The sequence below is a fragment of the Spirochaetia bacterium 38H-sp genome, assembly GCA_039023545.1.
In the GTDB taxonomy this organism is placed as follows: Bacteria; Spirochaetota; Spirochaetia; order Winmispirales; family Winmispiraceae; genus Rarispira; species Rarispira pelagica.
Genome location: JBCHKQ010000001.1, coordinates 873,693 through 899,017, shown reverse-complemented (window position 1 = coordinate 899,017; position 25,325 = coordinate 873,693). Strand labels below are relative to the sequence as shown.

At 40.9% G+C, this 25,325-nt stretch carries 24 protein-coding genes; 4 read left to right on the top strand and 20 right to left on the bottom strand.

What is annotated here, in order from left to right:
- The 5 genes from WKV44_03895 to WKV44_03875 all read right to left on the bottom strand — a co-directional run.
- Positions 1 to 1,614, bottom strand: a 1,614-nt coding sequence (locus WKV44_03895; GenBank protein ID MEM5947681.1) for a SpoIIE family protein phosphatase, incomplete at its 3' end; no start/stop codon positions are given.
- An 11-nt stretch (positions 1,615 to 1,625) separates the two neighbouring features.
- Entirely contained in the window at positions 1,626 to 2,993 is a 1,368-nt protein-coding gene (locus WKV44_03890; protein MEM5947680.1) for a glycerate kinase, read from the bottom strand.
- Between the two features lie 56 nt (positions 2,994 to 3,049).
- Positions 3,050 to 4,033: a D-glycerate dehydrogenase gene (locus tag WKV44_03885; GenBank protein MEM5947679.1), complete on the bottom strand. Its 984-nt coding sequence runs from the start codon at positions 4,031 to 4,033 to the stop codon at positions 3,050 to 3,052.
- A gap of 3 nt (positions 4,034 to 4,036) precedes the next feature.
- A complete protein-coding gene (locus WKV44_03880) occupies positions 4,037 to 4,990 on the bottom strand; it encodes a transketolase C-terminal domain-containing protein (protein ID MEM5947678.1) in 954 nt (317 codons plus the stop codon).
- On the bottom strand, positions 4,987 to 5,826 hold the full coding sequence (locus WKV44_03875; protein MEM5947677.1) for a transketolase: 840 nt from the start codon (positions 5,824 to 5,826) through the stop codon (positions 4,987 to 4,989). The genes WKV44_03880 and WKV44_03875 overlap by 4 nt, the downstream gene beginning before the upstream one ends.
- 157 nt (positions 5,827 to 5,983) lie before the next feature.
- On the opposite strand from WKV44_03875, the gene WKV44_03870 reads away from it, so the two are divergent.
- Positions 5,984 to 8,077: a methyl-accepting chemotaxis protein gene (locus WKV44_03870; GenBank protein MEM5947676.1), complete on the top strand. Its 2,094-nt coding sequence runs from the start codon at positions 5,984 to 5,986 to the stop codon at positions 8,075 to 8,077.
- 361 nt (positions 8,078 to 8,438) lie between these two features.
- Here WKV44_03870 and WKV44_03865 read toward each other — a convergent pair whose 3' ends face one another.
- On the bottom strand, positions 8,439 to 8,873 hold the full coding sequence (locus WKV44_03865) for a hypothetical protein (protein ID MEM5947675.1): 435 nt from the start codon (positions 8,871 to 8,873) through the stop codon (positions 8,439 to 8,441).
- Positions 8,874 to 8,919: 46 nt separating this feature from the next.
- Positions 8,920 to 10,203: a hypothetical protein gene (locus WKV44_03860; protein ID MEM5947674.1), complete on the bottom strand. Its 1,284-nt coding sequence runs from the start codon at positions 10,201 to 10,203 to the stop codon at positions 8,920 to 8,922.
- Positions 10,204 to 10,937: 734 nt separating this feature from the next.
- Here WKV44_03860 and WKV44_03855 point away from each other — a divergent pair.
- Complete coding sequence (locus tag WKV44_03855) at positions 10,938 to 11,189, top strand: hypothetical protein (protein MEM5947673.1); 252 nt, start codon at positions 10,938 to 10,940, stop codon at positions 11,187 to 11,189.
- Between the two features lie 174 nt (positions 11,190 to 11,363).
- Here the strand turns inward: WKV44_03855 and WKV44_03850 are convergent, their stop codons facing one another.
- Together WKV44_03850 and WKV44_03845 are read right to left on the bottom strand one after the other, a co-directional pair.
- The gene (locus WKV44_03850; protein MEM5947672.1) at positions 11,364 to 12,326 is read right to left on the bottom strand and encodes a sugar phosphate isomerase/epimerase family protein; all 963 of its coding nucleotides are present in this window, start codon (positions 12,324 to 12,326) and stop codon (positions 11,364 to 11,366) included.
- Between the two features lie 3 nt (positions 12,327 to 12,329).
- Positions 12,330 to 13,151 (bottom strand): sugar phosphate isomerase/epimerase family protein, encoded by an 822-nt coding sequence (locus WKV44_03845; protein ID MEM5947671.1) that lies wholly within the window; start codon positions 13,149 to 13,151, stop codon positions 12,330 to 12,332.
- 121 nt (positions 13,152 to 13,272) lie between these two features.
- Here WKV44_03845 and WKV44_03840 point away from each other — a divergent pair, with 121 nt between their 5' ends.
- Positions 13,273 to 13,914 (top strand): GntR family transcriptional regulator, encoded by a 642-nt coding sequence (locus WKV44_03840; GenBank protein ID MEM5947670.1) that lies wholly within the window; start codon positions 13,273 to 13,275, stop codon positions 13,912 to 13,914.
- Between the two features lie 73 nt (positions 13,915 to 13,987).
- Here the strand turns inward: WKV44_03840 and WKV44_03835 are convergent, their stop codons facing one another.
- The 6 genes from WKV44_03835 to WKV44_03810 form a co-directional block, all read right to left on the bottom strand.
- On the bottom strand, positions 13,988 to 15,514 hold the full coding sequence (locus WKV44_03835) for a tripartite tricarboxylate transporter permease (GenBank protein ID MEM5947669.1): 1,527 nt from the start codon (positions 15,512 to 15,514) through the stop codon (positions 13,988 to 13,990).
- A gap of 7 nt (positions 15,515 to 15,521) precedes the next feature.
- On the bottom strand, positions 15,522 to 16,280 hold the full coding sequence (locus WKV44_03830) for a hypothetical protein (protein ID MEM5947668.1): 759 nt from the start codon (positions 16,278 to 16,280) through the stop codon (positions 15,522 to 15,524).
- A gap of 92 nt (positions 16,281 to 16,372) precedes the next feature.
- The gene (locus WKV44_03825; protein ID MEM5947667.1) at positions 16,373 to 17,377 is read right to left on the bottom strand and encodes a tripartite tricarboxylate transporter substrate binding protein; all 1,005 of its coding nucleotides are present in this window, start codon (positions 17,375 to 17,377) and stop codon (positions 16,373 to 16,375) included.
- 302 nt (positions 17,378 to 17,679) lie between these two features.
- On the bottom strand, positions 17,680 to 18,144 hold the full coding sequence (gene ribE, locus WKV44_03820; protein ID MEM5947666.1) for a 6,7-dimethyl-8-ribityllumazine synthase: 465 nt from the start codon (positions 18,142 to 18,144) through the stop codon (positions 17,680 to 17,682).
- Positions 18,145 to 19,395 (bottom strand): bifunctional 3,4-dihydroxy-2-butanone-4-phosphate synthase/GTP cyclohydrolase II, encoded by a 1,251-nt coding sequence (locus WKV44_03815; GenBank protein ID MEM5947665.1) that lies wholly within the window; start codon positions 19,393 to 19,395, stop codon positions 18,145 to 18,147.
- Between the two features lie 126 nt (positions 19,396 to 19,521).
- Positions 19,522 to 20,211: a riboflavin synthase gene (locus tag WKV44_03810; GenBank protein ID MEM5947664.1), complete on the bottom strand. Its 690-nt coding sequence runs from the start codon at positions 20,209 to 20,211 to the stop codon at positions 19,522 to 19,524.
- A gap of 256 nt (positions 20,212 to 20,467) precedes the next feature.
- Between WKV44_03810 and WKV44_03805 the strand changes: the two genes are divergently transcribed.
- A complete protein-coding gene (locus tag WKV44_03805) occupies positions 20,468 to 21,820 on the top strand; it encodes a glycerate kinase (protein MEM5947663.1) in 1,353 nt (450 codons plus the stop codon).
- 3 nt (positions 21,821 to 21,823) lie between these two features.
- On the opposite strand, the gene WKV44_03800 is transcribed toward WKV44_03805, so the two are convergent.
- The 5 genes from WKV44_03800 to WKV44_03780 form a co-directional block, all read right to left on the bottom strand.
- Positions 21,824 to 22,408 (bottom strand): nitroreductase family protein, encoded by a 585-nt coding sequence (locus tag WKV44_03800; protein MEM5947662.1) that lies wholly within the window; start codon positions 22,406 to 22,408, stop codon positions 21,824 to 21,826.
- Between the two features lie 136 nt (positions 22,409 to 22,544).
- The gene (locus tag WKV44_03795) at positions 22,545 to 23,006 is read right to left on the bottom strand and encodes a hypothetical protein (GenBank protein ID MEM5947661.1); all 462 of its coding nucleotides are present in this window, start codon (positions 23,004 to 23,006) and stop codon (positions 22,545 to 22,547) included.
- An 11-nt stretch (positions 23,007 to 23,017) separates the two neighbouring features.
- Positions 23,018 to 24,127, bottom strand: coding sequence for a 2Fe-2S iron-sulfur cluster binding domain-containing protein (locus tag WKV44_03790; GenBank protein MEM5947660.1), 1,110 nt, complete (start codon positions 24,125 to 24,127; stop codon positions 23,018 to 23,020).
- Between the two features lie 10 nt (positions 24,128 to 24,137).
- On the bottom strand, positions 24,138 to 24,731 hold the full coding sequence (locus tag WKV44_03785) for an Rnf-Nqr domain containing protein (protein MEM5947659.1): 594 nt from the start codon (positions 24,729 to 24,731) through the stop codon (positions 24,138 to 24,140).
- Positions 24,728 to 25,324 carry an NADH:ubiquinone reductase (Na(+)-transporting) subunit D gene (locus WKV44_03780; protein MEM5947658.1) on the bottom strand — a complete coding sequence of 199 codons (597 nt, stop codon included), beginning with the start codon at positions 25,322 to 25,324 and terminating at the stop codon, positions 24,728 to 24,730. Before WKV44_03780 ends, WKV44_03785 begins: the two co-directional genes overlap by 4 nt.
- Between the last annotated feature and the right edge of the window lies 1 nt (position 25,325).

Here is a 25,325-nt window from a genome sequence, read left to right as displayed (position 1 = left end):
GATTTCTGCAGGTGTTTTACTGCTGCTGGCGACAAGTCGCAGAATAGTACGTATCATTACCATAACCAGAGAGGCCGATATGCCTTTTCCTGCCACATCGCAGAGAATCACCAGAGTGCTTTTGTCTCTGAGAGTGATTATGTCAAAGTAGTCTCCGCTTATTTCCCATAGGGGTCTGTAAAGCGTACATATGGTACAAGAGGAAGTCTTTACATATCCCGGAGGTAGAAGTTCTTGTTGTATTTCTTTGGCAACAAGCATGTCTTGTTTTATCTTCTGTTGTACAAGAATCTGCTGGTACTTGGTATAATTATCCAAGGTCACGGCCGTATAATCGGTAAAGGTTTTAAGATGCACTACGTCAAGGTCTGTAAGTGGTGGCGTTGACGCATCTGTCACCGTGCATATAACGCCAAGGACTCTACGTGATATTTTTAGAGGAAAGATTGCAAGAGAGCTTATTTTCTCTCCATTAAAAGTTTTTTCTTCTTTTATGAAAACTTCTTCTCCTGATAGTGCTCGTGAGAAAAGAGGATGACTAAGCGGTATCTTTGCTATATGAAAAAGCAAAAACGGGTCATCAATATAATCCCCTTCTACTGTGACTTCTTCTGCAAGAAATGGTGCGGGGAAAAGACCGTCTATTGCGACGGGAATCAGATAGCTGCCTTGTACTATGCATACTGCACTCGCCGAGGCATGTGTATTCTTGTGAAGAGATGTGGCTATTATAGAATAAAGCTGGTTGATATCAAGTTCTTCTTGCAATTTCAATCCCACTGTTCTTGTAAAATCAAGGACAGCATCTATATTTTTTCTGAGACCTATAACAAGATGATTAAATTTAAAAGATAGTTCTGCAAACTCATCATGGGTCTTTATATCCATATGGTATGAGAAATCTCCGATAGAAAGGCTGTCAGCATAGTTACCAAAATCTTTTAGCCTAGAAACAACTCTGTTGCTCAAAATCATTATAAGGATAATAACAAGTAGAGAGCTTGCAACAGCTACAGCAAAGGATATCATGGTTCCAGATTTTATTGTATTCTGCATGTTTTTGCGCAATTCTTCTCTTATGATATCAGAGTTGTATATTACTTTGTCCCTAAGATATGAAGAAAGTCGAAGTATAGAAGAATATGTGTCAAATACCTCTGATTTATAATTTTGATTTTGTGCTGCTTCCGAGAACGGGATAGTAAGGCTGAGTTTTGCACTTTTTCTATATGCTGCGTATTTTTCTTCTACTTCTGCCATGAGCTGTGGTACTCTTTTCCAGTTATCCAACATCACATAAAAAAAAGCTCCTATCTCACTGTTTTCCCGCATAGAATACAGGGTTTTATTATTTTTTATCTCGTTAAACAACTGCTCGGCTTTCTTGCTGTCTTTGCTATAACTTGCAAAGATGATGTCTTTATTAGAGGTTGTAGCCAGTTGTGATAAATCATAAACCAGTTTTTCCACTGCTTTTATTGCAAATAGAGCTTTTGTAGTTGTTACGGATATTTCTTCTGTCTGCTTGCTTTGTATATAAAACACAGTCAATACGACAGAAACCCCTATAATGAGTATAAAGAGAATCATGGCAAACTTGGTTCTTATATACATAAATACCTCCTTTAGAGGACTATGAGTATGTGAAGGTCACAGACATTGGTATTGGTGGGGCCTGTTTTATACAGGGCATCAAGATGTAAGAAAAAGTTATAAGAATCGTTATTAGCAAGATACGCAGAGGGATTGAGACCTTTTGAGCAGGCTTTTTTAAGAATATCTGAGCTAGCAAAGGCTCCCGCCGCATTGGTAGGACCGTCATTGCCATCAGTTGCTGCAGATAAAAAAAAGGCTTTGTCATCCGGCAATGTGGATTTTTTCATGTTTGCCAGAAAAGCAAGTGCAAGTTCCTGGTTCCTTCCGCCTTTTCCAGTTCCTTCTATCCTCACAGTAGGTTCTCCTCCCACAAGTATGCAGCACGGAGGCATGACAGGTCTTGCATATTTTACAATTTCTTCTGCTATGGCTAGGTACACTTTTGCTATTTCCCTTGCTTCTCCCTCTATAGACGAAGATAGAATAAGTGTGTTATAGCCCAATTCTTTTGCCTTACTTTCTGCTTTTTCAAGAGCTATGTTGTTATTTCCAATTATTATTGTGAAATTCCTTAAAAAATAAAAAGCATTTTCATCTGTATCTTTTTTTACTGTGCCATATATGCCGGCATTTATGAGACTTGCTACCGAGTCAGGTATTTTTTCTGTGAGATTGTATTTTTTTACTACAGCAAGAACATCAGAAAAGTTTGTGCTATCTGGAACCGTAGGCCCAGAAGCTATCATATCCATCCTATCCCCAACGACATCGGAGAGAACAAGATGTACACCTGTTGCAGGATATATTTCCTTGGCAAGACGGCCGCCCTTTATCATAGAGAGATGTTTTCTGACTGTATTTATTTCTTCTATATCGGCCCCGCAGAAGAGAAGAAGATCAGTAACCTTTTTTTTATCTTCAAGACTGATAGTTCTCCCCTCTTCATCAAAATATGGGACACATAGCAGACTGGATGCTCCTCCAGATATGAGGCTTATAAAGAGACATTCTTCATCAGCCTTTCTTGCCATATCAAGAGCCATTTTCCCTGCTTTAAAACTGTTTTCATCCGGGACAGGGTGTCCAGCTTCTATGATATTACAAATGCCAAGTTTTTCGCTGTGTCCGTACTTGGTAACAACTAGCCCTTCTGTTATGTTTCCAGATAGTATCCTCTCTGCAGTTTTTGCCATACTTGCTGCCGCCTTACCCGCGGCAAAAAGATATATCTTTTTGTATTTTTTTGTATCATAGATGCGCTTTTCTTTATGATTACCTATTTTTATATAACGTCCGTCAAAAGAAAGGCTGCTTTCTACAAGCCTATCAGGATATACAGCCCGTACACCTGCTGCAGCAATATCTTTAAGATGCATAATATATTTTTTGCGCTGCATAACAATACTCCGTAAAAAAAGAGGCCAGGAGGGGGAATACCCGGCCTCAAAAAAAATTAATTGTCCCCATAGACCTTTGGATTGATACACTGCGGAGCTTTTTCGCCCTTTAACATGGCGAGGAGGTTCCTTGCAGCTATTAACGCCATGTTGGTTCTTGCAGTTGTTGTTGCGGAGGCTATGTGAGGACAGAGGACAACATTGTTAAGAGACAATAAATCTTCTGTAACTTTGGGTTCAAACTCGTATACATCAAGCCCTGCTCCTGCAATAAGGCCTGACTTTAAAGCTGTTGCCAGCTCACTCTCATTGATGAGAGGACCTCTTGCAGTATTTATAAGATATGCACTATTCTTCATTTTCTTAAAAGCTTGCATATCAAACATATGCCTTGTAGAAGGAAGAAGAGGTGCATGTATACTTATAAAATCAGATTCTTTAAGAAGAGTATCCATATCCACCTGCTTTGCACCAAGTTTTTCTTCCATTACCTCATTCTTATGCTCGTCATGATACAAAACCTGCATATCAAATCCTCTTGACTTTAGAGCCATAGCAGTACCTATGCGTCCTGCCCCAACTATTCCCAGAGTCTTACCCTGTATATCCGCACCCAAAAACTGCATAGGCCCCCAGCCACCCCATGAACCGCTTCTTAAAAACTTATCAGCCTCAACAATTCTTCTTGCAACAGCAAATAGAAGGGCCCAAGCCATGTCGGCAGTGGCATCGGTAAGAACTCCGGGAGTATTGGAAAGAGGGATACCACGTTTTGTAGCCTCTTCTACATCCATGTTGTCATAACCCACTGCATAGTTGGCAAAACCCTTTGCCTTTTTTGCCGTGTCAAAGACCTCTACATCAATCTTATCCGTAAGAAGACAGAGTACACCGTCAGCATCCTTGATATTCTCAAGTAGTTCTTCCCTTGTAAGAGGCCTGTCATATGGATTGACAAGAACCACGCATTCTTTTTGAAGCAGCTCTATACCTGCATGAGGAATCTGTCTTGTTACATATACTTTCCATTTTTTACTCATACCTTACTCCTTATCCTTTAGAAGCTTTTTTGTTCTTTCCTCTATGGCATCAGCATCCAGTCCATATTTATGTATAACAAGCTGATACTTACCACTTTCTGCAAAGGTATCATCAAGCCCTATGTTATCAAAAAGAATATTTTTCCTTTGCTTAATCAACCAGTTAGAAATCATGTACCCCAACCCGTTTCTTTTCTGATGATTTTCCACCACAAGAAGAGCACCGGTTTTTTCTATAGAGAGTCTTAAGGAATCCTCGTCAAAAGGCTTTACAGAATACATATCAATAACCTCTGCAGATATCCCCTGCGCTTGCAACCTGTCTGCAGCCTCAAGAGCCTGAAAAACCATATCTGCGTAAGCCGCTATTGTAACGTCGCTTCCTTCTCGCAGCACATTGGAACCGCCAATCTTAAATCCAGTATTATCAGAATACACCTCAAAAAGAGCGTCTCTCATAAGCCTTGTAAAAACAGGCCCAGGAGTGCTTATTGCAAGGTCTACCATTGCAGAAGCAGAAACAGGATCACAGGGAGCAAGCACCTTCATATTGGGAATAGTGCTCATAAAAGCGACGTCTTCCGTGGCCTGATGTGTAACACCATCAATTGCCGCAGTGACTCCTCCATGAGAAGACAAAATCTTAACATTGAGATTGGGATAACAAATAAATGAGCGTACAACTTCCAGAGCACGCATGGTAAGGAAAACCCCATACCCACTTACAACCACAGTCCTGCCGCTTGTTGCAACACCCGCGGCAGCAGCCATTGTAGACACCTCTGCAATGCCAAAGTTAAAGTACCTAGCAGGATATTTCTCGCCAAAAAGATAAGAATAGGTAGAATATCCTATATCGGATTCAAAAACCACAAAATCTTTATTAATCTCACCGTATTCTACAAGCCTTTCGGAGAAGGCTCTTCTTGTCGGAACAGATGCTTTCTCAAGTCTCATTTTAAACCTTCCTTTATCTCTTGGATTGCCTGTTGATACTCCTCAGTAGAAGGAGGCTTACCATGCCAGCCTCGTATATTTTCCATAAAGCTTACACCACGACCTTTGACAGTCCTGGCAATAATACATACGGGCTTACCTCTATACGCCCGTGCCTCATAAAGTGCAGGGAGAATCTCTTCCATTTTATGCCCATCTATCTCCATCACATGCCAGCCAAAAGCACGGAATTTTTCTTCTATAGGCTCCATTGGCATAACATCACGGGTAAAACCGTCGTTTTGGAGCCCATTTTTATCCACTATAGCCACAAGATTATCAAGCCCGTACTTATGCGCAGCATTGCAAGCCTCCCACACACTGCCTTCCTGAAGTTCTCCGTCGCCAAGCACACAAAAAACAGAATAATCTTTCTTATCAATAAGTTTTCCCTCTATTGCCATCCCCACAGCCTGGGGAAAACCTATCCCCAGTGAGCCGGTTGTTGCATCAATGCCCGGGCACTTCTTCTGCACAGGATGACCCTGGAGAGGACTTTCCAGCTGTCTGAGAGTATCAAGTACATGCAGGGGAAAATATCCACGTAGAGCAAGAGCAGCATACCATACTGGACAAGCATGTCCCTTGGACAGAACAAACCTGTCACGATCCGGCCAATCTGGAGCATCCGGTCTTATATTGAGAACATCAAAGTACAATGCGGTAACAATATCCGTAGCAGATAGAGAACCTCCCGGATGCCCGGACTGAGCCTTGTAAATCATGCTAAGTATGTGAAAGCGCATCTCTTTTGCCTTTTCCTTAAGAAAGGAAATCTTATCTTCTATGTCATTCATATTTCCTCCGGCAATAATTATTCAGCATTTAATATGCTGTATATTGTATACAATATTTATAACATAATATACATTATCTGTCAATAAAAAAATATTTCCTGTAGAAAAAAAAACTTTTCTGTCTTATAATAAAAACGAACACATTGAGAGGGAGAACATGAAAAATATTGACTTAAGCAGAAGTACACTATCCAGAAAACTGCTTGTATATCTTATCCTTATTATAATTATTTTCCTGGGAGGCAGTCTTTTTATATTCTTTTCGCGCTTTAGCAGTCAGTCAATAGCAATGCAGTCACAGGATGCGCAAAACATAGTAAAGACAGCAACCCACATATCCGGAATGTGGATAAAAGCCGTAAAACTCCAGCTAAGAGAAGAAAAGGAAAATCCAGAAGTAATAGAAGCATTTGTAAATGGCTCTACTGCAGAAATAAAAGATATATTGGAAGAAATAGCAGAAGAAGAACCAGTACTCTACTCTTCTGTCATGGCATACGATACAGGAGGCAGACTTATAACAAACGTAGGCACAGGAGCACCGGATGCAATAGATACAGCATATATAACAAAAAATAGTAAAAATACGGATGCCATCCTACTCAATATATACCCAACAATAGGAGGATTTCCTGCTGCAATAATAGCAATACCAATAGAATCTCCTTCTACAAGAGGATACCTTGCAGTTGCTCTAAATATACAAAAGTTCTATGAAACATATATGTCGGATATAGTTCTTGGCATAAGTGGATACACATTTATAGCAACAGAAGATGGGATAATTCTTGCGCATCACAACAGAGACATGGCAGGCAAAAAAGCAGCAACAGGATACTTTTCTACCATAATAAACAACAAACAGAAAGACCCGCCTTCCGGAAACTTTATGACAAAAGACGGGAGAGAAACAGACATATATGCATACTCATGGATAGAGCGATATGACCTCCCATGGGCTGTAATCGGAGAAATACCCGGTAAAGAAATAACAGGAGCCATAAGCTCGCTTATCATTCTGGCCAGCATAGGTGGTATTATAGCAATACTTCTTCAATCGGTAATCCTTATCTATCTTATAAGAAACATAGTCATAAAACGCCTTATAACACTGCAACAGGGACTCAAGATAGCCAGTGAAGGCAAACTCTTTCCTCTTGAGGATATACACGGAGACGATGAGCTTGCAGCCATGCTGAGGCTTTTTAATAACTTTATTGGGCAGCTTAGACTGACAATAACAGGCATCCAGGAAAGCATGGGAAGGCTCTCAGGTGCAGCAGAAGACCTCAATACAGCAATAGAAGACACCACAAGTTCTATCAATACCATAACAGGCTCAATAGACGGAGTTAACACAGAGATTCAAGAACTACGAGCAAACACAGAGCAAAACGCATCTACAGTACAAGAAACAACACGCAGCATAGACTCCCTTGCGCAGGCAATACAAAACCAGACAACAAGCATAGAGGAGTCATCCGCATCCATAGAAGAACTGATAGCAAACATAGAATCCATAGCAAACATATCAAAGACATTGAGAGAAAACTTTGAGGCACTTACCACATCCTCACTAGAAGGTCAAAAAGGGCTGGACTCACTTGTACAGCTATCTCAAACCATAGGAGAGAACTCCAAACAGCTGGAAGAAACCAACAGAATAATATCCAGAATAGCATCTGAGACCAACATCCTTGCCATGAATGCAGCAATAGAAGCTGCACACGCAGGAGAACACGGAAAAGGCTTTGCGGTTGTTGCGGATGAGATAAGAAAACTGGCCACAGAAACAGCCCAGCATTCAAAAGGCATAAGAGAAACACTCAAAGGCACATCCGAGTACATAGGCAATCTGGTAAAACTGTCAGGCAGCACACATTCTCTTTTTTCCACAATAGAACACGACATACAGGACGTATCGCAGAATATCCAAGAAATAGAAGCTGCTCTGCAAGAACAGAGAGCAGGAAGCGTACAGATTCTGCAGGCACTCCGAGAGATGAAGGACGTAGCAATAGAAGTCAATAACGCATCCAAAGAAATGGCACAAGGAAACAAACAGATACTTGAGTCAACAACAGCACTTACAGACCTTTCTCACAAACTCAGCCAAGCTATGAGCACCGTAGAAGAACAATCCAAACAAATCGCAGGAATCCAGGACAAACTCCGCGAGCAAAACCTGCACACTCAGGATATAATAAAGCGGGCCATAGACGAGCTATCCTTCTTCAAACTAAAAAAATAAAAATATACCGAACGGAAAAAGGCGCACTACTTCTTGCTATACAAAGCAGGAAACAGCGCACCTTTTTCCTGCCTGCGGTGCATAACAAAATAAGGCTTTTCTGTGTTTATGTGTGTTTTACAGTATCTTCTCATGCTATTTACACTTGCCAATAGCTATATATATACCAGCCTTATTGTTATAATCACAGGTTGTAACATAATGTCGTATGTAATAAACCCTAAAATAATTTTACTAATCAAAACAAGTCTGCAAGCTATTATTTCAAGCGTAATCTGAAAAAGAACTTTTTATATAAGGAGCTTTTAAGCCGTGAGGATAGGGGAGCCCGCCACGCTCCCCCCAGGAGTATTTCTTTACATTAAGCATCTTCGAATTCTTCATATTTACCTGTCATAGAAGCATACCACCATGATTTCATTTCTCTTTCAGCAGAAAGGTATTTTCTTCCTGTTTTTTCTAATACATCTATCATACTGCCAACGAGCATAATAGGATTAGTATCGTCTGATATTGCGAGTTCAAATTTTCCTATTTCAGGTCTCCAGTATCTAAAGCCAATCCATCTATCCACGTATTCATCTCTATATTCTTCTTTTATGGTTTTTACTTCCCATTCGTATATCCACAGTCCTGCTGGTTCTACTGTTTTTCCTTTTTTCTCCCATTCTATTTTTTCTTTTTCAAACAAAGGTAGAGGGACCGTTCTTATTTTATCATCATCTTTGATATCGCCTACTCTATACCAAGATTCATAAAGTCCTCTGTTAAATGTCCACATTACTCTATAAAGCATAAAAAACTCCTTGTGTAAAAAAGGTGGCCAGGTGGCCACCTTTGTATCAGTATTTAATGTTTACATCAAAGTATGGAGAGAAATTAAAGTAAATATTACTTATTACGGATTTTGAATTAAGAGTCCATCCAAAATGTCCTGGTTTTGGTCCGACATTTCCTCCGGTAATAGAGGGGCCAGATAGAAAATCAGGAAAGTAGAGTGATAATATCTGGTTTTCTGTAGGGAGATGGGAGTTTATCGGGTCTACACCAAAATCTTCATTTGTGTATATAACAGTATATGTATTGTCTTTTTCCAGGCTAAGAGTAGGAAGTGGGCTATTTATAGCATTGGCAAAATAAATAATATCTCTTTGAGTTATTGCTTTTATATCGATAGGACCTTCTGTGTGAGATGACACTGGTCTGGGGTAAAGAACGCCCGAGAAAGTATTTCCCTTAGAGTTTTTGTATTTTACATGCAGATATGGTACAACCATGTTAAAGGAGACACCAAAATCACTATCAAGCTTTTTATCTAATATAAATTCATCTGCGTCGATATTGAGAAAGCGGAAAGTGGAAATAAAGCCGTTCCAAACACCAGTTTTATTTTCTGGGAAAGCAAAAGGAGTCAAAGTAACCTCTATTTCGTATGCTCTTTTTTCTACTTTCTTATGTATAGGCTCACCTAGGATTATAGGTTTTTCATTTTCGCTTGCTTGGTATACAAAGTCAGGCAAGGAGACCGTGCCGGTATATGGTTCTGCAGTATATTTATACGTGATAAATGAGCTCAAAAGAAAAAGATGGTTTATATTTTTTCTTGAAAGTGTTACAGGTACCTGTCCTTTATAGTAAGGAAGTCCTTTTTTATTAAGTTCGTATGCAGAAAGACTAGGTAGAGGCTTATAAAACCTTATAAAAACATCTTTAAAATCTTGTTCATAAACATTAAAAAAATCGGTTTTTTTCAGATAGTTATTTTCACCCAAATAATAGTAGTATTTTATATTATATGCGTTTACTGCAGGTATGTTTTCAGAAGAGAAGAATACGCCACCCAGTACTTTTATATCAATTGGATTTTTATGCTTGTATGTTCTTCCGCTGACAAACAACATATAATTATTCCCTTTTTCTAGATATCCATTGTCAGGAAAAGTAAATTCACCATCTCCCAGTTCTATTTTACAAGTATTCCAATATTTTACCAAAATATAATCATCGTTATTTTTTTGAGTTAGAAAAAATAAACCTCTAGGCCTGGGTCTTCCAATAAAAGACTCATCTTTTATATTAAGATTAATAAGAAGAACAGAAGGGGCTTCTTTCTCTTTATTGAGCAAAGCAGCGGAGTATATTTGTATAGAATATCTACCAGCTGGGTCGTTATATTCTGCCAGCAAAGGAGATACAGCTATTTCATTTTTTTCTGTGCCTGCGGACATAGAAACGCATCCTGAAAAGAGGATGACTAGGGTAAAAATAGAGAAAAGCAAATAAAGTAGTTTTTTCATAAAAACCTCCTAAAAAAGTGTTTGATATTTAAATAGCATAGATGGTGAATATCGTCAATTTTCACTTATTACGGATTTTGAATTAAGAGTCCATCCCAAATGTCCTGGTTTTGGTCCGACATCTCTTCCAGTAATAGAGAGGCCAGATAGGAAATCAGGAAAGTAGAGTGATAGTATCTGATTTTCTGTAGGGAGATGGGTAGAGGCTTATAAAACCTTATAAAAACATCTTTAAAATCTTGTTCATAAGTATGAAAATAATTAACCTTTTTTAGATAGTTATTTTCACCCCAATAATAGTAGTGTTATATATTATATGCTTTTGCTGCGGACATGTTTTCAGAAGAGAAGAATACGCCTCCCAGTACTTTTATATCAGTTGGATTTTTATGCTTGTATGCATTTCCGCTGATAAACAACATATAATTATCCCTTTTTTTAGATATCCATTGTTAGCATAAGTAAACTCACCATCTCCCAGTTCTATTTCACCATGATTCCAATATTTTATCAACATATAATCATTGTTATTTCTTTGAGCTAGAAGAAATAAACGCTTAGGAATGGGTCTTCCAATAAAAAACTCATCTTTTATTTTAAAATTAAGAAGAAGAGTAGAAGGGTTTTCTTCCTCTCTATTGAGCAGAGCAGCGGAGTATAGCTGTATAGAATATCTACCAGCCGGGTCGTTATATGCTGCAAACAGGGAGGATACGCTATTTCACTATATTCTTCACAAAGAAGGTAGCACAACCTGTAGAGAACAGGATAGTAAGGAGAATAGTAATAAAGAAGATAAAATGGTTTTTTCATAAAAATCTCCTAAATATTCTCAATCTATACAGATAACAGGTTTTTATTCATTTTCAAGTTATATGGGGCTAGAGACAAATGCAAGCTAATAAGCAGGGGACGCTAAGGCGGCCCCTGCGTTCGGTATAAAAAAGGGGCAGCACATGGCTGCCCGCAGCAAGGAGGGAGGAGAAAGCCTATAGGTTAAACAATGCGGATTCAAAAAACTTCCAGGAGGCAAGAAAGTCCTCGGCACCAACATGATTTTCCAAACCTTCTTTTATTAGCTCGTCCAGCCTGCTCCATATTTTGTTGGTAAGACGAGTGTTTACCTCAAAGGTTCCTTTTATGTCCCAACGGGTTGGAGATGTGTCGGAGGTAAAAAAATCATTATAGCCAAGCTTTTTGAGATAGTACAAAAACTCCACATATTCCATAAAATGCTTGGTGCCTACAAAATAGTCCCAATCCCAGAGAGCATCGTTGTCATTGATATGAATATAAAACGGATAACCGGAGCTTGCCACAAGGCAAAGATCCTCTGCAGGATTTTTTTTGCCGTACATGGAGTGTCCAAAGTCTATGGTAACTCCCATGTCCTTTATGCCTATGTGGTTGAGAAGAACAACGGCTTTAGAAGCAGTATCAACAAAGCAGGCACCTCGTGTTTCGCTTGGCTTATATTCTATAAAGAGAGGTATCTCCCGCTTGTAGCTTCCTGCCTCTCCAAAGGTCTCCACAAGATGAGCCCATGACTTGCTATAATCCGCCTGAAAGCTAAACTCATAGCCATCACCCAGGGGACAGCATGTTACCTTGTTCGCACCCACTTCTTCTGCAAAATCTTTGGCCTCTTTTATAAAGCTTACAGCTTTGTCTCGCACGGCTTTATCAGGAGATGTGAGCCCGCCGTTTCTAAACTCAGGCTCTGCTTTTACATTGACGTTGACAGCTGCAATTTCTATGCCGTACTTGTCAAGAAGAGCACGGGTTTCGGAAGCCGATGGAACTTCGTATGGGTATACGACCTCAACACCTGTAAGTCCCTCTATCTCTGCTACCATCTTAAACTTTTCTTCCAGATTTCTGGGCTCGTTATAAACATGAAACCTATCTTTGGTTTGTCCCAGAAAAGATGTAATTACTGCATGTTTTGCCATGATTTACTCCTTGTATTCTTTGTTGCTCAAAAAGAGCAATGCATTTCTGTATTTTTCTGTGACATCCTCAGGTGGACATATTATCTCTATATCCATAGAAACCGGAGCACATTGCTTTGTGAGGATATCCATAAGGGTTGTCCAGTTTATGTTTCCATCTCCGGGGACAAGAGACAGATTTTCTAAAGAATCATTGTCGCAAAGATGTGTGGCAAAAATTTTATGGGAAAAACTGTCTGCAACAAGATGGGGAGGAATGCCCATTGCATTAAAATGTCCTGTATCCAGGTTGAGACCAAGATGACTGTCATCCAGTATGGAAAACAGTCTGCTCATATCATCCATGCAGGATAGAAGGCTGTCAGGCATAATTTCCAGTGCAAGATATTTTTTGTGTCTTGCAGCAATAGAAAGCATCGATTCCAGCTTGGTTATAAATCTGGATTTTGTATGCTCTTCTATCGCGGAAGAGAAAGCAGGGATAGGAACAATAATGCAGTCAGTACCAAGCTCAGATGCAATCTCAGAGACTCTGTCAAACTCTGCTATCCCATAATCAGACATAAGTGTATCATTAGAAGAAAACGCGTTGAGCAAAAAATGTGCAGCAAAACAGGATATCTTAATTCCCGCAAGTCTAGCAGAACTACTAAGCATTTTGCTTGTAAAAGAGGTCCACTCATCAAGCCTGTTGGGATAAAATATTTCTATCTCACATGCATCATAGCCAGATGAAGCAATATCAGGCATAACAGAAGCCATATCATCGGGAGTAAAGGCGGATGAAAATCTGGATATAAAATAGGCAGGAGACACACCCCACATATAAAAACCTCTTTTGAACACTGTATACAATATTTATAACACAATATTTTACATTTGTCAAACAATACTTGTTTTTTTAATACAAAATTGTTATGTTGTAATATCAGGACAGGAGGATTATATGTTTAAAATAGAGTATCAGCATCTTACTATGCAGGTTTACAATGCAGTAAAAACCATGATAGTGCAGGATGTATTGCATCCCGGCCAGAAGATTGTGCAAGAGGAGATTGCACAACAGCTTGGAGTATCTCGTACTCCCCTCCTGTCCGCTCTATCTAAGCTAGAGCAGGAGGGTCTTATAGAAACAATCCCACGAAGGGGTGCTTTTGTAAAAAAATACAGCACAAAAGAACTTATAAATCTATATAACATAAGAATAAGACTCGAGACCTTGGGAGCAAAAGAAGCAGCAAAAAATGCTGATAAAGAACACATAAAAATCCTGGAAACATATCTCAAGAGTTTTGACAAGGCAATAAAAGAAAAAAACAGTACTGCATACAGAGAAACAGATTATCAGTTTCACCTTGCCATAATGGAAGCAAGCGGGAATTCCTTTTTGCACTCCATGGTTGCATCATCCAATGTCATACTCATTTGTAATGTAAAGGGAATATTAAAGCCTCTGGAGCAAAGCTATAAAGAACATGTAGATATTGTAAATGCAATAAAAACTGGTGATGAAAAAAAGGCAGAAGAGCTTATGGCATTCCACTTGGAAGATTCCAAAAGTCATATAAACTCGATCTCACAAGAATAATACCATAGTCACTATAAAAACAAAGGGCAGGTTATTACCTGCCCTTCTTTATACATTTTTAGCTACATATTCTTTATGCTGCTTTCTTTTCCTTCTTCTTTAACACAATTGACCAAAAATTCTTCCACAATTTTGTCTGGCTCAAAACAAGCAGAACAGAAGCTATTACAAGGATAAGTGCTACAGGACGTGTAAACATGGGGAGAAAAGACCCCTGAGAAACCATAAGCCCGCGTCTCAGGTTGGAATCAGCCATACCACCAAGTATGACTCCTATTACAAGGGGAGCAATAGGATAGCCTCTCTCTGTCAAAAAATATGCAATAAGACCTACGGGGACCATGAGAAAGAGGTTAAACACCCTCATGCCAAGAGCATATGACCCTACTACACAGAGTACACCGACTATTGGCATAAAAAGTTGAGGAGGAACTTCCAGTATTTTTACGACCCACTTTGCAAGATTTATACCCAGTAACCACATCATAAAAGAAGCAAAGAGCAAAATAGCTGCTACCTGAGGCACAAACTCCGGGTGATCTATCATAAGCATTGGCCCAGGAGCTATATTATGAAGCATAAGCGCTCCCAGGAGCATTGCAGCAGGAGGACTGCCGGGAATCCCCAAGTTGAGAAGAGGTATAAGGGCACCACCTATACAGGAGTTATTAGCTGTTTCTGTGGAAATTACAGCTGCAACCTCGCCTTTGCCAAAGGTCTCAGGATGCTTTGAGCTGTTCTTGGCTGTTCCATATGATACCCAGCCTGCAATATCTTCTCCTATTCCGGGTACAGAGCCTATACCCACTCCTATGAGGGAAGAGCGCAAAATATCCGGAAAATGCTTGGATATAGTCTTCCACTCAGGAAAAACCCGCTGAAACTTTTTTATCTCCTGAGGCTGAAACTTATCTCTGAGCACCTGTATAATCTGAGGTATGCCAAAGGCACCTATAAGCACTGGGACAAGATCAAGACCTGTCTCTAGGTCAGGAACACCAAATGTAAAACGTGGATAGGTCTGCAACAGGTCTCTGCCTATTGTTGCCATAAACATGCCTATTAAACCTGCTATCCATCCTTTAAGAGGAACATCCGGAGTAGTAAGAGTACCACTTATCAAAATGCCAAAGAAAGCAAGAAGAAAAAACTCCCAGGATGTAAACTGTAGAGCTAATGCTGCAATAACCGGAGAAAGGGCTATTACAAATATCATACCTATAGCAGTTCCTATCGCAGAAGCAGTAGTAGTAAGGCCAAGAGCTCTTCCTCCTTCTCCCTTGCAGGCAAGAGGATATCCGTCCATTGCTGTTGCTGCAGCTGCTGCAGTACCTGGTATATTAACAAGTATAGAAGAATATGACCCGCCATAGACTGCACCCACATAAATACCAAGTAAGGCAACCATGGCATGAGCTGTATCCATACCATATGTCACTGTAGTAAGCAAGGCGACACCAAGTGTTGCAGTAAGCCCCGGCAAAGCACCGAATATTATACCCATAAGTACGGTAGCCGCCAATAGAAGCCATGTCCCCGGATCTATCAACATGTGTCCCAGATTGGAAAAAAACAAAGAAAACAATTCACCGAGATTCATAAACACCTCACCATATAGAGTAGTATACCAGATGCATTATTCCCACTATTCCGCCTTCCACCGGAAACTGGACAAGAAGCGCATACCGAAATATAGGAACAATAATAAGAGGAACAAGCCACGAAATAAGCATAACCTGCCTGTATTTTTGTCTGAGTTCCTGATCATTGGATATGCTCTTTCTTACATAAACCATGTAAGCGACAAACATAATAAGAGCTATCACATCCATAGAATAAAGGAAAAGAGACTTAAGGATATCTGCAACTGGCGTTATAAATAATACCAGCAGTATAAAATTTTCTATAAAATAAAAAACAAGAAAACGCTTAAGTAATGGAACATTGTCAAAATAAAACGAAGTAAGAAAAAAACCCAAAAAGAGCAATATGCTCAGAAAAAAATCTATCCTGGGAATATCAAGATAAACAAAGGAGGTAAAGGCCAACAAAATAGCATAGAGCCTTATGTTTTTCTCATCCAGAAGTTTGTTTATCCTTGAAGGAACAGACTGGATACGCTCCAACAATCCTTTTGCTCCTCCTTCTTTGAGGGCAAGAAAGAATAGGAGTATAGCCAGCAGAATCAATAAGCTTCCTATAATGAGCGGAAACAAAGCTGGAGATACATACCAAGCATTCTGTACACCTGCATAAGAATCCGTAAGCGGCATCTTTAGGGCTTCTGCTATAATCCATATTCCAAAAAACAGGATAAAAAAGCTTACCCAAAAATCCGACTTCCTAAGTTGTTCTTTGTCTTTCATAAAATCCTCTCAGTATAATTTGTCCATGTGCCTGCCGGTTTCTGCAAATAAATTTAAGGGGAGACAAATCTCCCCTTAATGTACCGACAAACTTATGGCTTGGGTATACCAAGGCTTGCAGGATCTACTTTTGCAGCGCCAAGGTCCCACAATGTCCATGCAAAATTGGACTCAAGATTGTCAAAAACCTTCCCGGCTTCTTCTCCGGAAAGCCCGGAGAGAATGTAGAAGTTCTCTTCCGCAAACTTCTTTACAGAAGCACTCTTCATAGCCTCATTAAAGGCAGCTCTTAGAGTAGCTTTGACGTTCTCCGGAGCATCCTTTCTTATTGCAAACCCTATTGCCTGCATGAGGGGAAGATATTTGTTGAGCTCAGGATACTTCTTTAGAGCGCTAGGTATGATTTTGTCTCCTACAGGAAAATCATCCGGCACAAGAACAGCAAGTGGTTTAAACTTCCCGCCGCGGATAAGCTGAGCCTGCTCTGCAACGCTTGTTACTATAACTGTAACCTCACCGGAGAGTGCTGCGTTTTGAGACGGAGCTGAGCCGGGATAAGGAATAAAATTAAACTCTGCACCTGTACCTTTCATAAGAGCAAGGAGATTGAGGTGATGGATAGAACCTGCACCACTTGCACCTGCTTTTATGCTCCCGGGGTTTGCCTTGGCAGCATCTATGAGTTCTTCAAGTGTGTTATAAGGAGCATTAGCATTGACAGATACTACATCAGGAGAACCTCCTACAATAAAGAAGTCCCAGACATTCATTCTCTTGTCCCAGCCACCCTGTACTGCTGCTGTAACGCAGGACTCAGAAAGACCAACAAGAGTATACCCATCTGCTGGCTTTGAATAAGCTTCTAGCATACCAGCAGAACCAGCAACACCACCGGTTTTGTTGATAACATTGATGTTGACACCAAGTGCTTTTGACAGTTCTGCCATAATTACACGGTTACATGTGTCTGTACCGCCACCTGCACCCCAGACCACTATGTCCGTTATGTCGCGTGCAGGATACTCCTGGTCTGGCTGTGCAATGGCAAACCCAGCCACCAGAAGAAGAATTAGAGCTGTTAGTAAGGATCTCTTCATAAAGACCTCCTCATGGAATTATAGTATACAGAATAATAAATTCTGTATACAATTCAGTATAGCACGTATTTTCCCCCTGTCAAGAAAAAAGTAAAAAATTATTAACTTTCTTTCCATAATGACATTATATATATACCATTGCTTTACATGATTTTATTATAGATCTAAGATAATCACAAAAAATTATTGCTATTTTTAGAAGATTTTCTACAGTGTGTAAGAGCTACAATTTCTATTTTGCGGTATCTTCATAAAAAAGGGCTGCTCGTCTTAAGACGGCAGCCCGTTCGGTAAAATATATTTTATATTTGTCTAAGAAGGTTTGCCATTTCTATTGCGCTTATAGCTGCATCCCAACCTTTGTTTCCTGCTTTTGTTCCGGCTCTCTCTATCGCCTGCTCTATCGTATCAGTCGTAAGTACGCCAAAAATAACCGGCTTGCCGGTCTCAAGGCTGACGTGGGCTATACCCTTTGCAACTTCTGCCGACACATAGTCAAAATGTGGCGTAGCACCGCGGATGACTGCTCCTAGACAGATAATGGCATCGTATTTACTTCCTGCAGCAAGTTTTTTTGCAACAAGCGGTATTTCGTAAGAACCGGGCACCCATACAGTGTCTATGTCATTGTCAGCAACCTCATGCCTTAGAAGTGCATCCATAGCTCCATCTATCAGCTTTCCTGTTATAAACTCATTAAACCTGCTTGCAACTATTGCTATTTTGAGTCCTTTTCCTATCAGTTTGCCTTCTATTATATTGTTCATTTATTCCTCCGTTTCTTTCTTTTTATTATGTTTATTATCTTTTCCCACGCTGTCAAGCATATGTCCCATTTTTTCCTTCTTGGTCGCAAGATAGAACTCATTTTTTGGGTTGGGTTTTATCTCTACTGGTTCCCTTGCTGTTATACTAAGACCGTAGCCAGAGAGTCCTACAAGCTTCTTGGGATTATTAGTCATAAGTCGTATACTGCTGAGCCCTAGTTCTACAAGGATTTGTGCACCAATACCATAATCACGCATATCATCAGGGAAACCTAGCGCAATATTAGCCTGTACAGTATCACAGCCACCGTCCTGCAGAGCGTAAGCTTTTATCTTATTGGCAAGTCCTATGCCTCTGCCCTCCTGACGCATGTAGACCACAACCCCCAGTCCTTCCTGCTCTATTTTCTCAAGAGCATAAGCAAGCTGAGGACCACAGTCACAACGAAGCGATCCCAAAGCATCTCCCGTAAGGCACTCAGAATGTACTCTGACAAGCACATCTTTTTTCCCTGCGACATCTCCCTTTACTATGGCAAGATGCGTTTCTCCCGTAAGCACCTCGGTAAAAGACACAGCCTTAAAATGGCCAAACTTTGTAGGCAAATCTGCCTCTGCATCCTTTCTTACAAGCCGTTCTTTCTTTCTTCTATATTCTATGAGCTGAGCTATGCTTATTATCTTAAGCCCATGCTTCTTACAGTACTCAAGCAAATCAGGAAGCCTTGCCATTGTGCCGTCATCCTTCATCACCTCACAGATGACTCCCGCAGGCTTAAGCCCTGCAAGTCTGGCAAGATCCACAGCTGCCTCTGTATGACCCGCTCTACGCAAGACTCCTCCACTACGTGCTCTGAGAGGAAAAATATGCCCCGGCCGGCGGAAATCGGAAGGACCGGCCTTATCATCTATAAGTCTTTTTACTGTTGTAGCCCTGTCATATGCGGATATTCCCGTTCCGGTCTCTATGGCATCCACAGATACGGTAAAGGCCGTACTCATTCTATCTGTATTTTGAGCAGTCATGGGCAAAAGCTCAAGCTCCTTTGTTCTTTCCTCCGTAAGAGCAACACAGATGAGTCCTCTGGCTTCCTTTGCCATAAAATTGATAGCCTCAGGACTTACCTTCTCCGCAGCAACAATGACATCGCCCTCATTCTCCCTATTCTCATCATCCACTACAACAACAGCTTTCCCCTTTCTTATATCATCAAGAGCATCCTCTATAGTATTAAAAATATTTTTGCTCATATATACCTCTTTGTATTGATAGATTTAATATAATAAATAGATGCATTTATTCCAATACAAGCAAAAAAAGAAGCCCTGCCACACGAAATTTTTACCATTTGCACACAAAAGAAGCTCCTACAGAAACTAGAATCCTAGCTCCCTAAGTCTCTCAATCGTAAGACCAGATCCTCTGCCGGAGGGCATAAGAGCCTCTACATATTTGGCAATAATATCGCACTCTAGATTGACCTTCCTGCCGGGAGCACAATTTTTGAGAGTTGTCTCGGACAGGGTGTGAGGGATAACCACAACAGAAAATCCCGCAGCAAGCCTATCTGCAACGGTAAGACTTATACCATCAACACAAACAGAACCTTTCTCAACTATATATCTCAAGAGCGCGGAAGGTGCAGAAAAAGCAAGATAAACCGAATCATCCCTTATCTGCTTTTTTTCTAGCACACCCACCCCATCAACATGACCGGAGACGATATGCCCTCCAAGTCTGTCTGTCAGCCTTAGAGCAGGTTCCAGATTGACATAATCTCCGGCTCTAAGCTCTCCAAGAGTAGTTCTTCTGGCAGTCTCATAGCTAATATCAGCTGTAAAAACACCATTATCAAGAGCAGTAACAGTAAGACAAGCGCCATTTACCGCAACACTATCTCCTATAGCAAGCTCGGAGAAAATCCCCACAGCGGATACTGCAATCTTATATGAGTCACCCGTTTTTCTTATGGACCTTACAATACCAACTTCTCTTACAAGACCTGTAAACAAAACAGCCTCCGTACTAATAAAATAATAACACAAAACACATATAGGGTAAATCATAAGAGAAATTCCAATACATTATACCGAACGTCGGGACCGCGCCGCACAAAGAAAACAATAGAGAAAGGCGCGCCCCCTCCTGCCTCCGGCAAAATACAGCAAAGCATCGGTATGTTTGCATTTTATGCGCCGCAGGCAGCTGCAAGCCGTGCCTTAATAGTTTTTACACAACACTGCACGGCTTACAGCGTTCGGTATAAAGGAAAGCCATAAAACCCGATTTGATATCTGCCCTGTTTTGTCTTATAATCTTGCTATGAAACATAGAGAGAATGCCCTAAAAATTTTTGATAGAGCTGTGGAAGCTGTAAACCCCTACTCGCTTGTCAAGGAGTCATTGCTCAGAGAGAACAATGAGCTTGTATTCTCAGGCATAGGGGATAACCTGCGTGTAGATCTGTCTGAGTATGAACGTGTGTTTCTTGTTGCAGTCGGTAAGGCAGCCTGCCCCATGGCAAAGGCGGCAGGAGAGGTTCTGTCAGACAGACTGACAGAGGCCATCGTCGTGACCAAATACGACCATCTTATGCCGATTAAAGACTTGAGAGTAATTGAGGCTGCACATCCAATACCAGATAACAAAAGCCAAGAAGCAGCAAGGGCTGTTATAGAGCTTGCTGAGAAGGCATCGGAGGATACACTTGTCATTTTTCTCATATCCGGCGGTGCATCCAGCTTGCTGGCACTCCCTTTGAGCACGGAGTATGTTTCTCTTGGTCTTGAGGATATCAAGGCCACAACCTCGACACTTCTTGCATGCGGTGCCAGAATAGACGAGATAAATTGCATAAGAAAACATCTGTCTGCAATCAAGGGCGGAAGACTTGCACAGGCTGTGTACCCTGCCAGGTTTGTAAGCCTTATACTGTCGGATGTTATAGGAGACCCTATTTCTTCCATAGCATCAGGACCTACAGTACCTGATGAAAGCAGCTGGCAGGATGCTCTTGACATTGTGGATAAATATTCTATCAGAAATTCTCTTCCCGTATCCGTTGTAAAACTTCTTGAGGCGGGAAGCCGGGGAGACATAAAGGATACCCCATCTGGGGAAGATGAGTGCTTTAAAAATGGGAAAAGCATGATTATAGGCAATAATCTAAGGGCATTGCTCGCTGCAAAGAAAGAGGCCATCCATCTGGGGTATGAGGTTATGCTTCTTACGGACAGCATTGCAGGAGAGGCCTCACAGCTTGGGCTTTTCTTTGCATCACTTGCATTGGGCTATAACAAGGATAAGGCATTTGATAAGCCTGTGTGTTTTATTGCAGGTGGAGAGAGTACTGTAACCATAAGAGGCAGGGGCAAGGGTGGCAGAAATCAGGAGATAGCGCTCTCCTTTGCCATCAGTCTAGCAGAAAAAGAGATATATAGGGATTTTGCTTTTCTGTCTGGAGCAACTGACGGTAATGACGGTCCAACGGATGCAGCAGGAGGCATAATAGACAGGAATGTCGTAGATTTTATAAAGAAAGAATATACTTTGATGAGCTCCATGCTGTATGATAACAATTCTTACTATGCTTTACAAAAAGCAGGGGCTCTGCTTATAACAGGCCCCACCAATACCAATGTCTGCGATGTACAGATTCTTCTTATCGACGCATAATGCTTATTGTACTTTTTTTGCTTTATCGTTATCCCACTTGTTTTTAAAAACAACCGATTCTATGGGTTTTCTGTCACGGGGAGCACTTTCCATTGTAAGGTGCTGCTCTCCAAGACTTTCAGTGCTCCCAGGCCATCCAAGGGCTATGACTGTAACAAGGATAAACTCATCAAAAATTCCCATACTCTCTGCAAGTTTATCCGCATCAAAACCTGCCATGGGGTGTGCATAAAGACCTTCTTTTGTTGCTTGCAGAAGAAGATTCATGACCGCCATTCCTGTATCAAAGAGTGCATATTCTCTGTTGCGTGGCAGCTTGCAGTCAAGTTCCAGAGAAGTAATCACAAGAACATAGGCTGGTGCCTTTTTTGCCCAGTAGTTTCCTCTAGTAAGGCTGTCCGCGACCTTTTCTCTCTCAGCATCCTCTGTAACAAGTAAAAATCGCCAAGGCTGCTTATTCATGCACGAGGGTGCAAGAACTGCCGCAGAGAGAAGTCTATCAAGCACATCCTGCTCTATAGGCTTTTCCGCCAGAGCTCTATAGGCTCTTCTTTGTTCTATTTCTGATAAGATTTCTTTGCTTTTCATGAGATAAAATATAATATTGTCTTAAGAGGATGTCAAAAAAACTATATGAGAGCTATTAGATTTTGCCGCAGGCAGCGCAGCCCGCTTTTTCGGGCTGCGCGTTCGGTATCATATTTTTTATAATATTAGGACTGTTTTATTCTTCTGTATCATATAAAACGGCTTTTATATCGGCCGGCTCCAGACGGAAGGGAGAACCTTTACCTTCTAGAAAGTGGTATTTCTCCATTAGATGGAGACTCAGATCCGTAAATACTATTCTTGTATTGTTTTTTTTGTTGAGAACTTCTGTGTTTACTTTTCTAAATATCCCGTCTTCAAATGGTGAGGGGAGTCGACCACGAGCGTCGTCAACACGTACCAGCCATTTGCCTTCTACTGTAACAGGTTCTCCAAGTCCTCTTAATCCTTCTGTCTGAAGCTGTCTTAGTTTTTGCGCAACTTCTTCAAACTCAAGGCCAAGTGCTGCAAAGGCTTCCTCGTCTGCTTCTATTATGTCCGCAAGACTTCGCGTATCGTCGCCAAGAAAACCATCTGCTGTTATAACCCCGGGTTGCATGTTGGCGTAGGCTTTCTTGTATAAAGGGTTGTTTTTCATGTTTTCCTCCCCTAGGCAAACTTGTCAAAGTATATTTTTTCTTCCGGTATATCAAAGGATCTCATCACATTGATACATGCGTTGAGCATTCCGGGGCTGCCACATAGATAGCCTTCTTTGGATGCTTCGGCTGGTATTTTTTCTTGTATGTATTTTGCAAGCACTTCTGTTATGAGACCTGTTTCTCCCTCATAATCAGGTTCTTCTGATAGTGCAGGCACAAACTTAAAGCGCGGCCACTTTTTCTCAAGTTCCTTCCACATGTCGACATAAAAAAGATCTTTCTGAGTACGGGCACCAAAGAAAAACCACACATCTCTGTCCGTAGCTCCTCTGTTATACATATCCATGAGAATGGACTTGATAGGAGCCATGCCACTTCCACCTGCAACACAGAGCATTATGGCATCCGTGTCTCTGAGATAAAAATCACCAAAAGGTCCTACAATGTCTATGGAATCGCCCTCTTTAAGATGCTCATGTACATAGGTCGTAGCAATTCCACCAGGCACAAGCCTTATAAGGAGTTCTACTACGCCTTCTTCCGTTGGAACCGATGATATAGAATAAGCTCGCTGGGTACTTTCTTTGATTTTCCCATAAGGAGGGACAACAAGCTGCACATACTGCCCGGGCTTAAATGGCATATTTGTCCCCTCTGGGAGCTTAAAACGCACCTCTTTGATATCATGTGTAAGATCTTTTATGGATTCTACAGTTGTTGTAAGTCGTCTTACAAGAAACAGTTCCTCGGGAATTTCTATGGATATTGGCTGTTTTACCTTAATCTGGCAGGATAGCCGCATGTTTTCTGCTATTTCTTCCGGCGTAAGATAAGGAATTTCGGTTGGAAGATGCTGTCCCACATCGGATAAGACCTTTACTTTGCAGGCGCCACAGCTTCCTCTTCCTCCGCAGGCAGAGGGCACAAATATGCCTTCTCTTGACAGAGTGGCAAGCAAAGGAGAACCTCCCTTGGCTATAAGCTTTTTTTTGCCGTTATTGATATCTATCTCAACATCTCCGTAGTTATTTACTATTCTGTCAGTAAGAGAAATGAGAAGCGCAAGAAATGCTGTTATGCCTCCCACGGCAATAGCGGGTATAAAAAAATCAAGCATCGAAGTCCTCCTACTGTACGGCTACCATGCCGGAAAAACCTATAAAAGCCATGGCCATAAAACCTATTGTTATAAGCGTGATTCCAGGTCCCTTAAGCCCTGCGGGTACAGGAGCTTTTTCTATTTTTTTGCGTATAGCAGAAAGCAAAACTATGGCAAGCCACCATCCGAGCCCGGAGCCAAGCCCATAAACAACAGACTGTATAAAAGTGTAATGTCTTATCTCAATAAACAGAGCAACGCCCAGGATTGCACAGTTTACAGTAATGAGAGGCAAAAATATTCCCAGAGCCATATACAGCGCAGGAGAAATCCTGTCTATTATCATCTCCAGCATCTGAACAACAGCAGCAATGACTATGATAAATACGATAAACCTCAAATAAACTATATCCAATGGAATAAGAACATATTGTAAGACAAGATAGTTGATTGCACTTGTTATAGTGAGAACCACGGTAACAGCAAGTCCCAGTCCGCTTGCGGATGTCATGTCCTTGGATATAGAAATAAAAGAACACATCCCAAGGAAATTAGCAAGCAGAATATTGCTGGTAAAAATAGACGCCACAAACAGGGCGATAGGCGTTATATCAGGGCTCATGCGGCCTCCTTATTCATAAAAGTCTTGGCAATCCATAAAACCATTGCAAGTATAAAAAAAGCACTGGGAGCCATAACCATTATTGTCCAGGGAACAAAGCCCTCCGGAAGAACCCGTACATCAAAAAGAGTGCCAAATCCCAACAGCTCTCTTATAAAGGCTATACTCATAAGTACCCACATATACCCCAAACCAGATGTCAGCCCATCCCAGAAAGAAAGCAGAGGAGTATTGCTCTGTGCAAAGGCCTCCGCTCTTCCCATGATAATACAGTTGGTTATGATAAGTCCCACATATGGCCCCAGACTTTTGCTGACCTCGGGAAACCATGCCTTAAGCAGTATGTCCACAAGAATAACATAAAAAGCAATTATAAGAGTCTGAGTTATCATCCTCACCTTATGAGGGATAAGAGACTTAAGAGCAGATACCGTAAGGCTGGAAAAGGCAGTAACAGCCATAACACCAATAGTCATAATAAGAGTATTGGTAAGCTTGTTGGTAACAGCAAGAGTGGAACATATACCCAAGATCTGAATAAAAATAGGATTATTACTCCATGTATTTTCTTTGAAAATATCTTTCATCCCCATA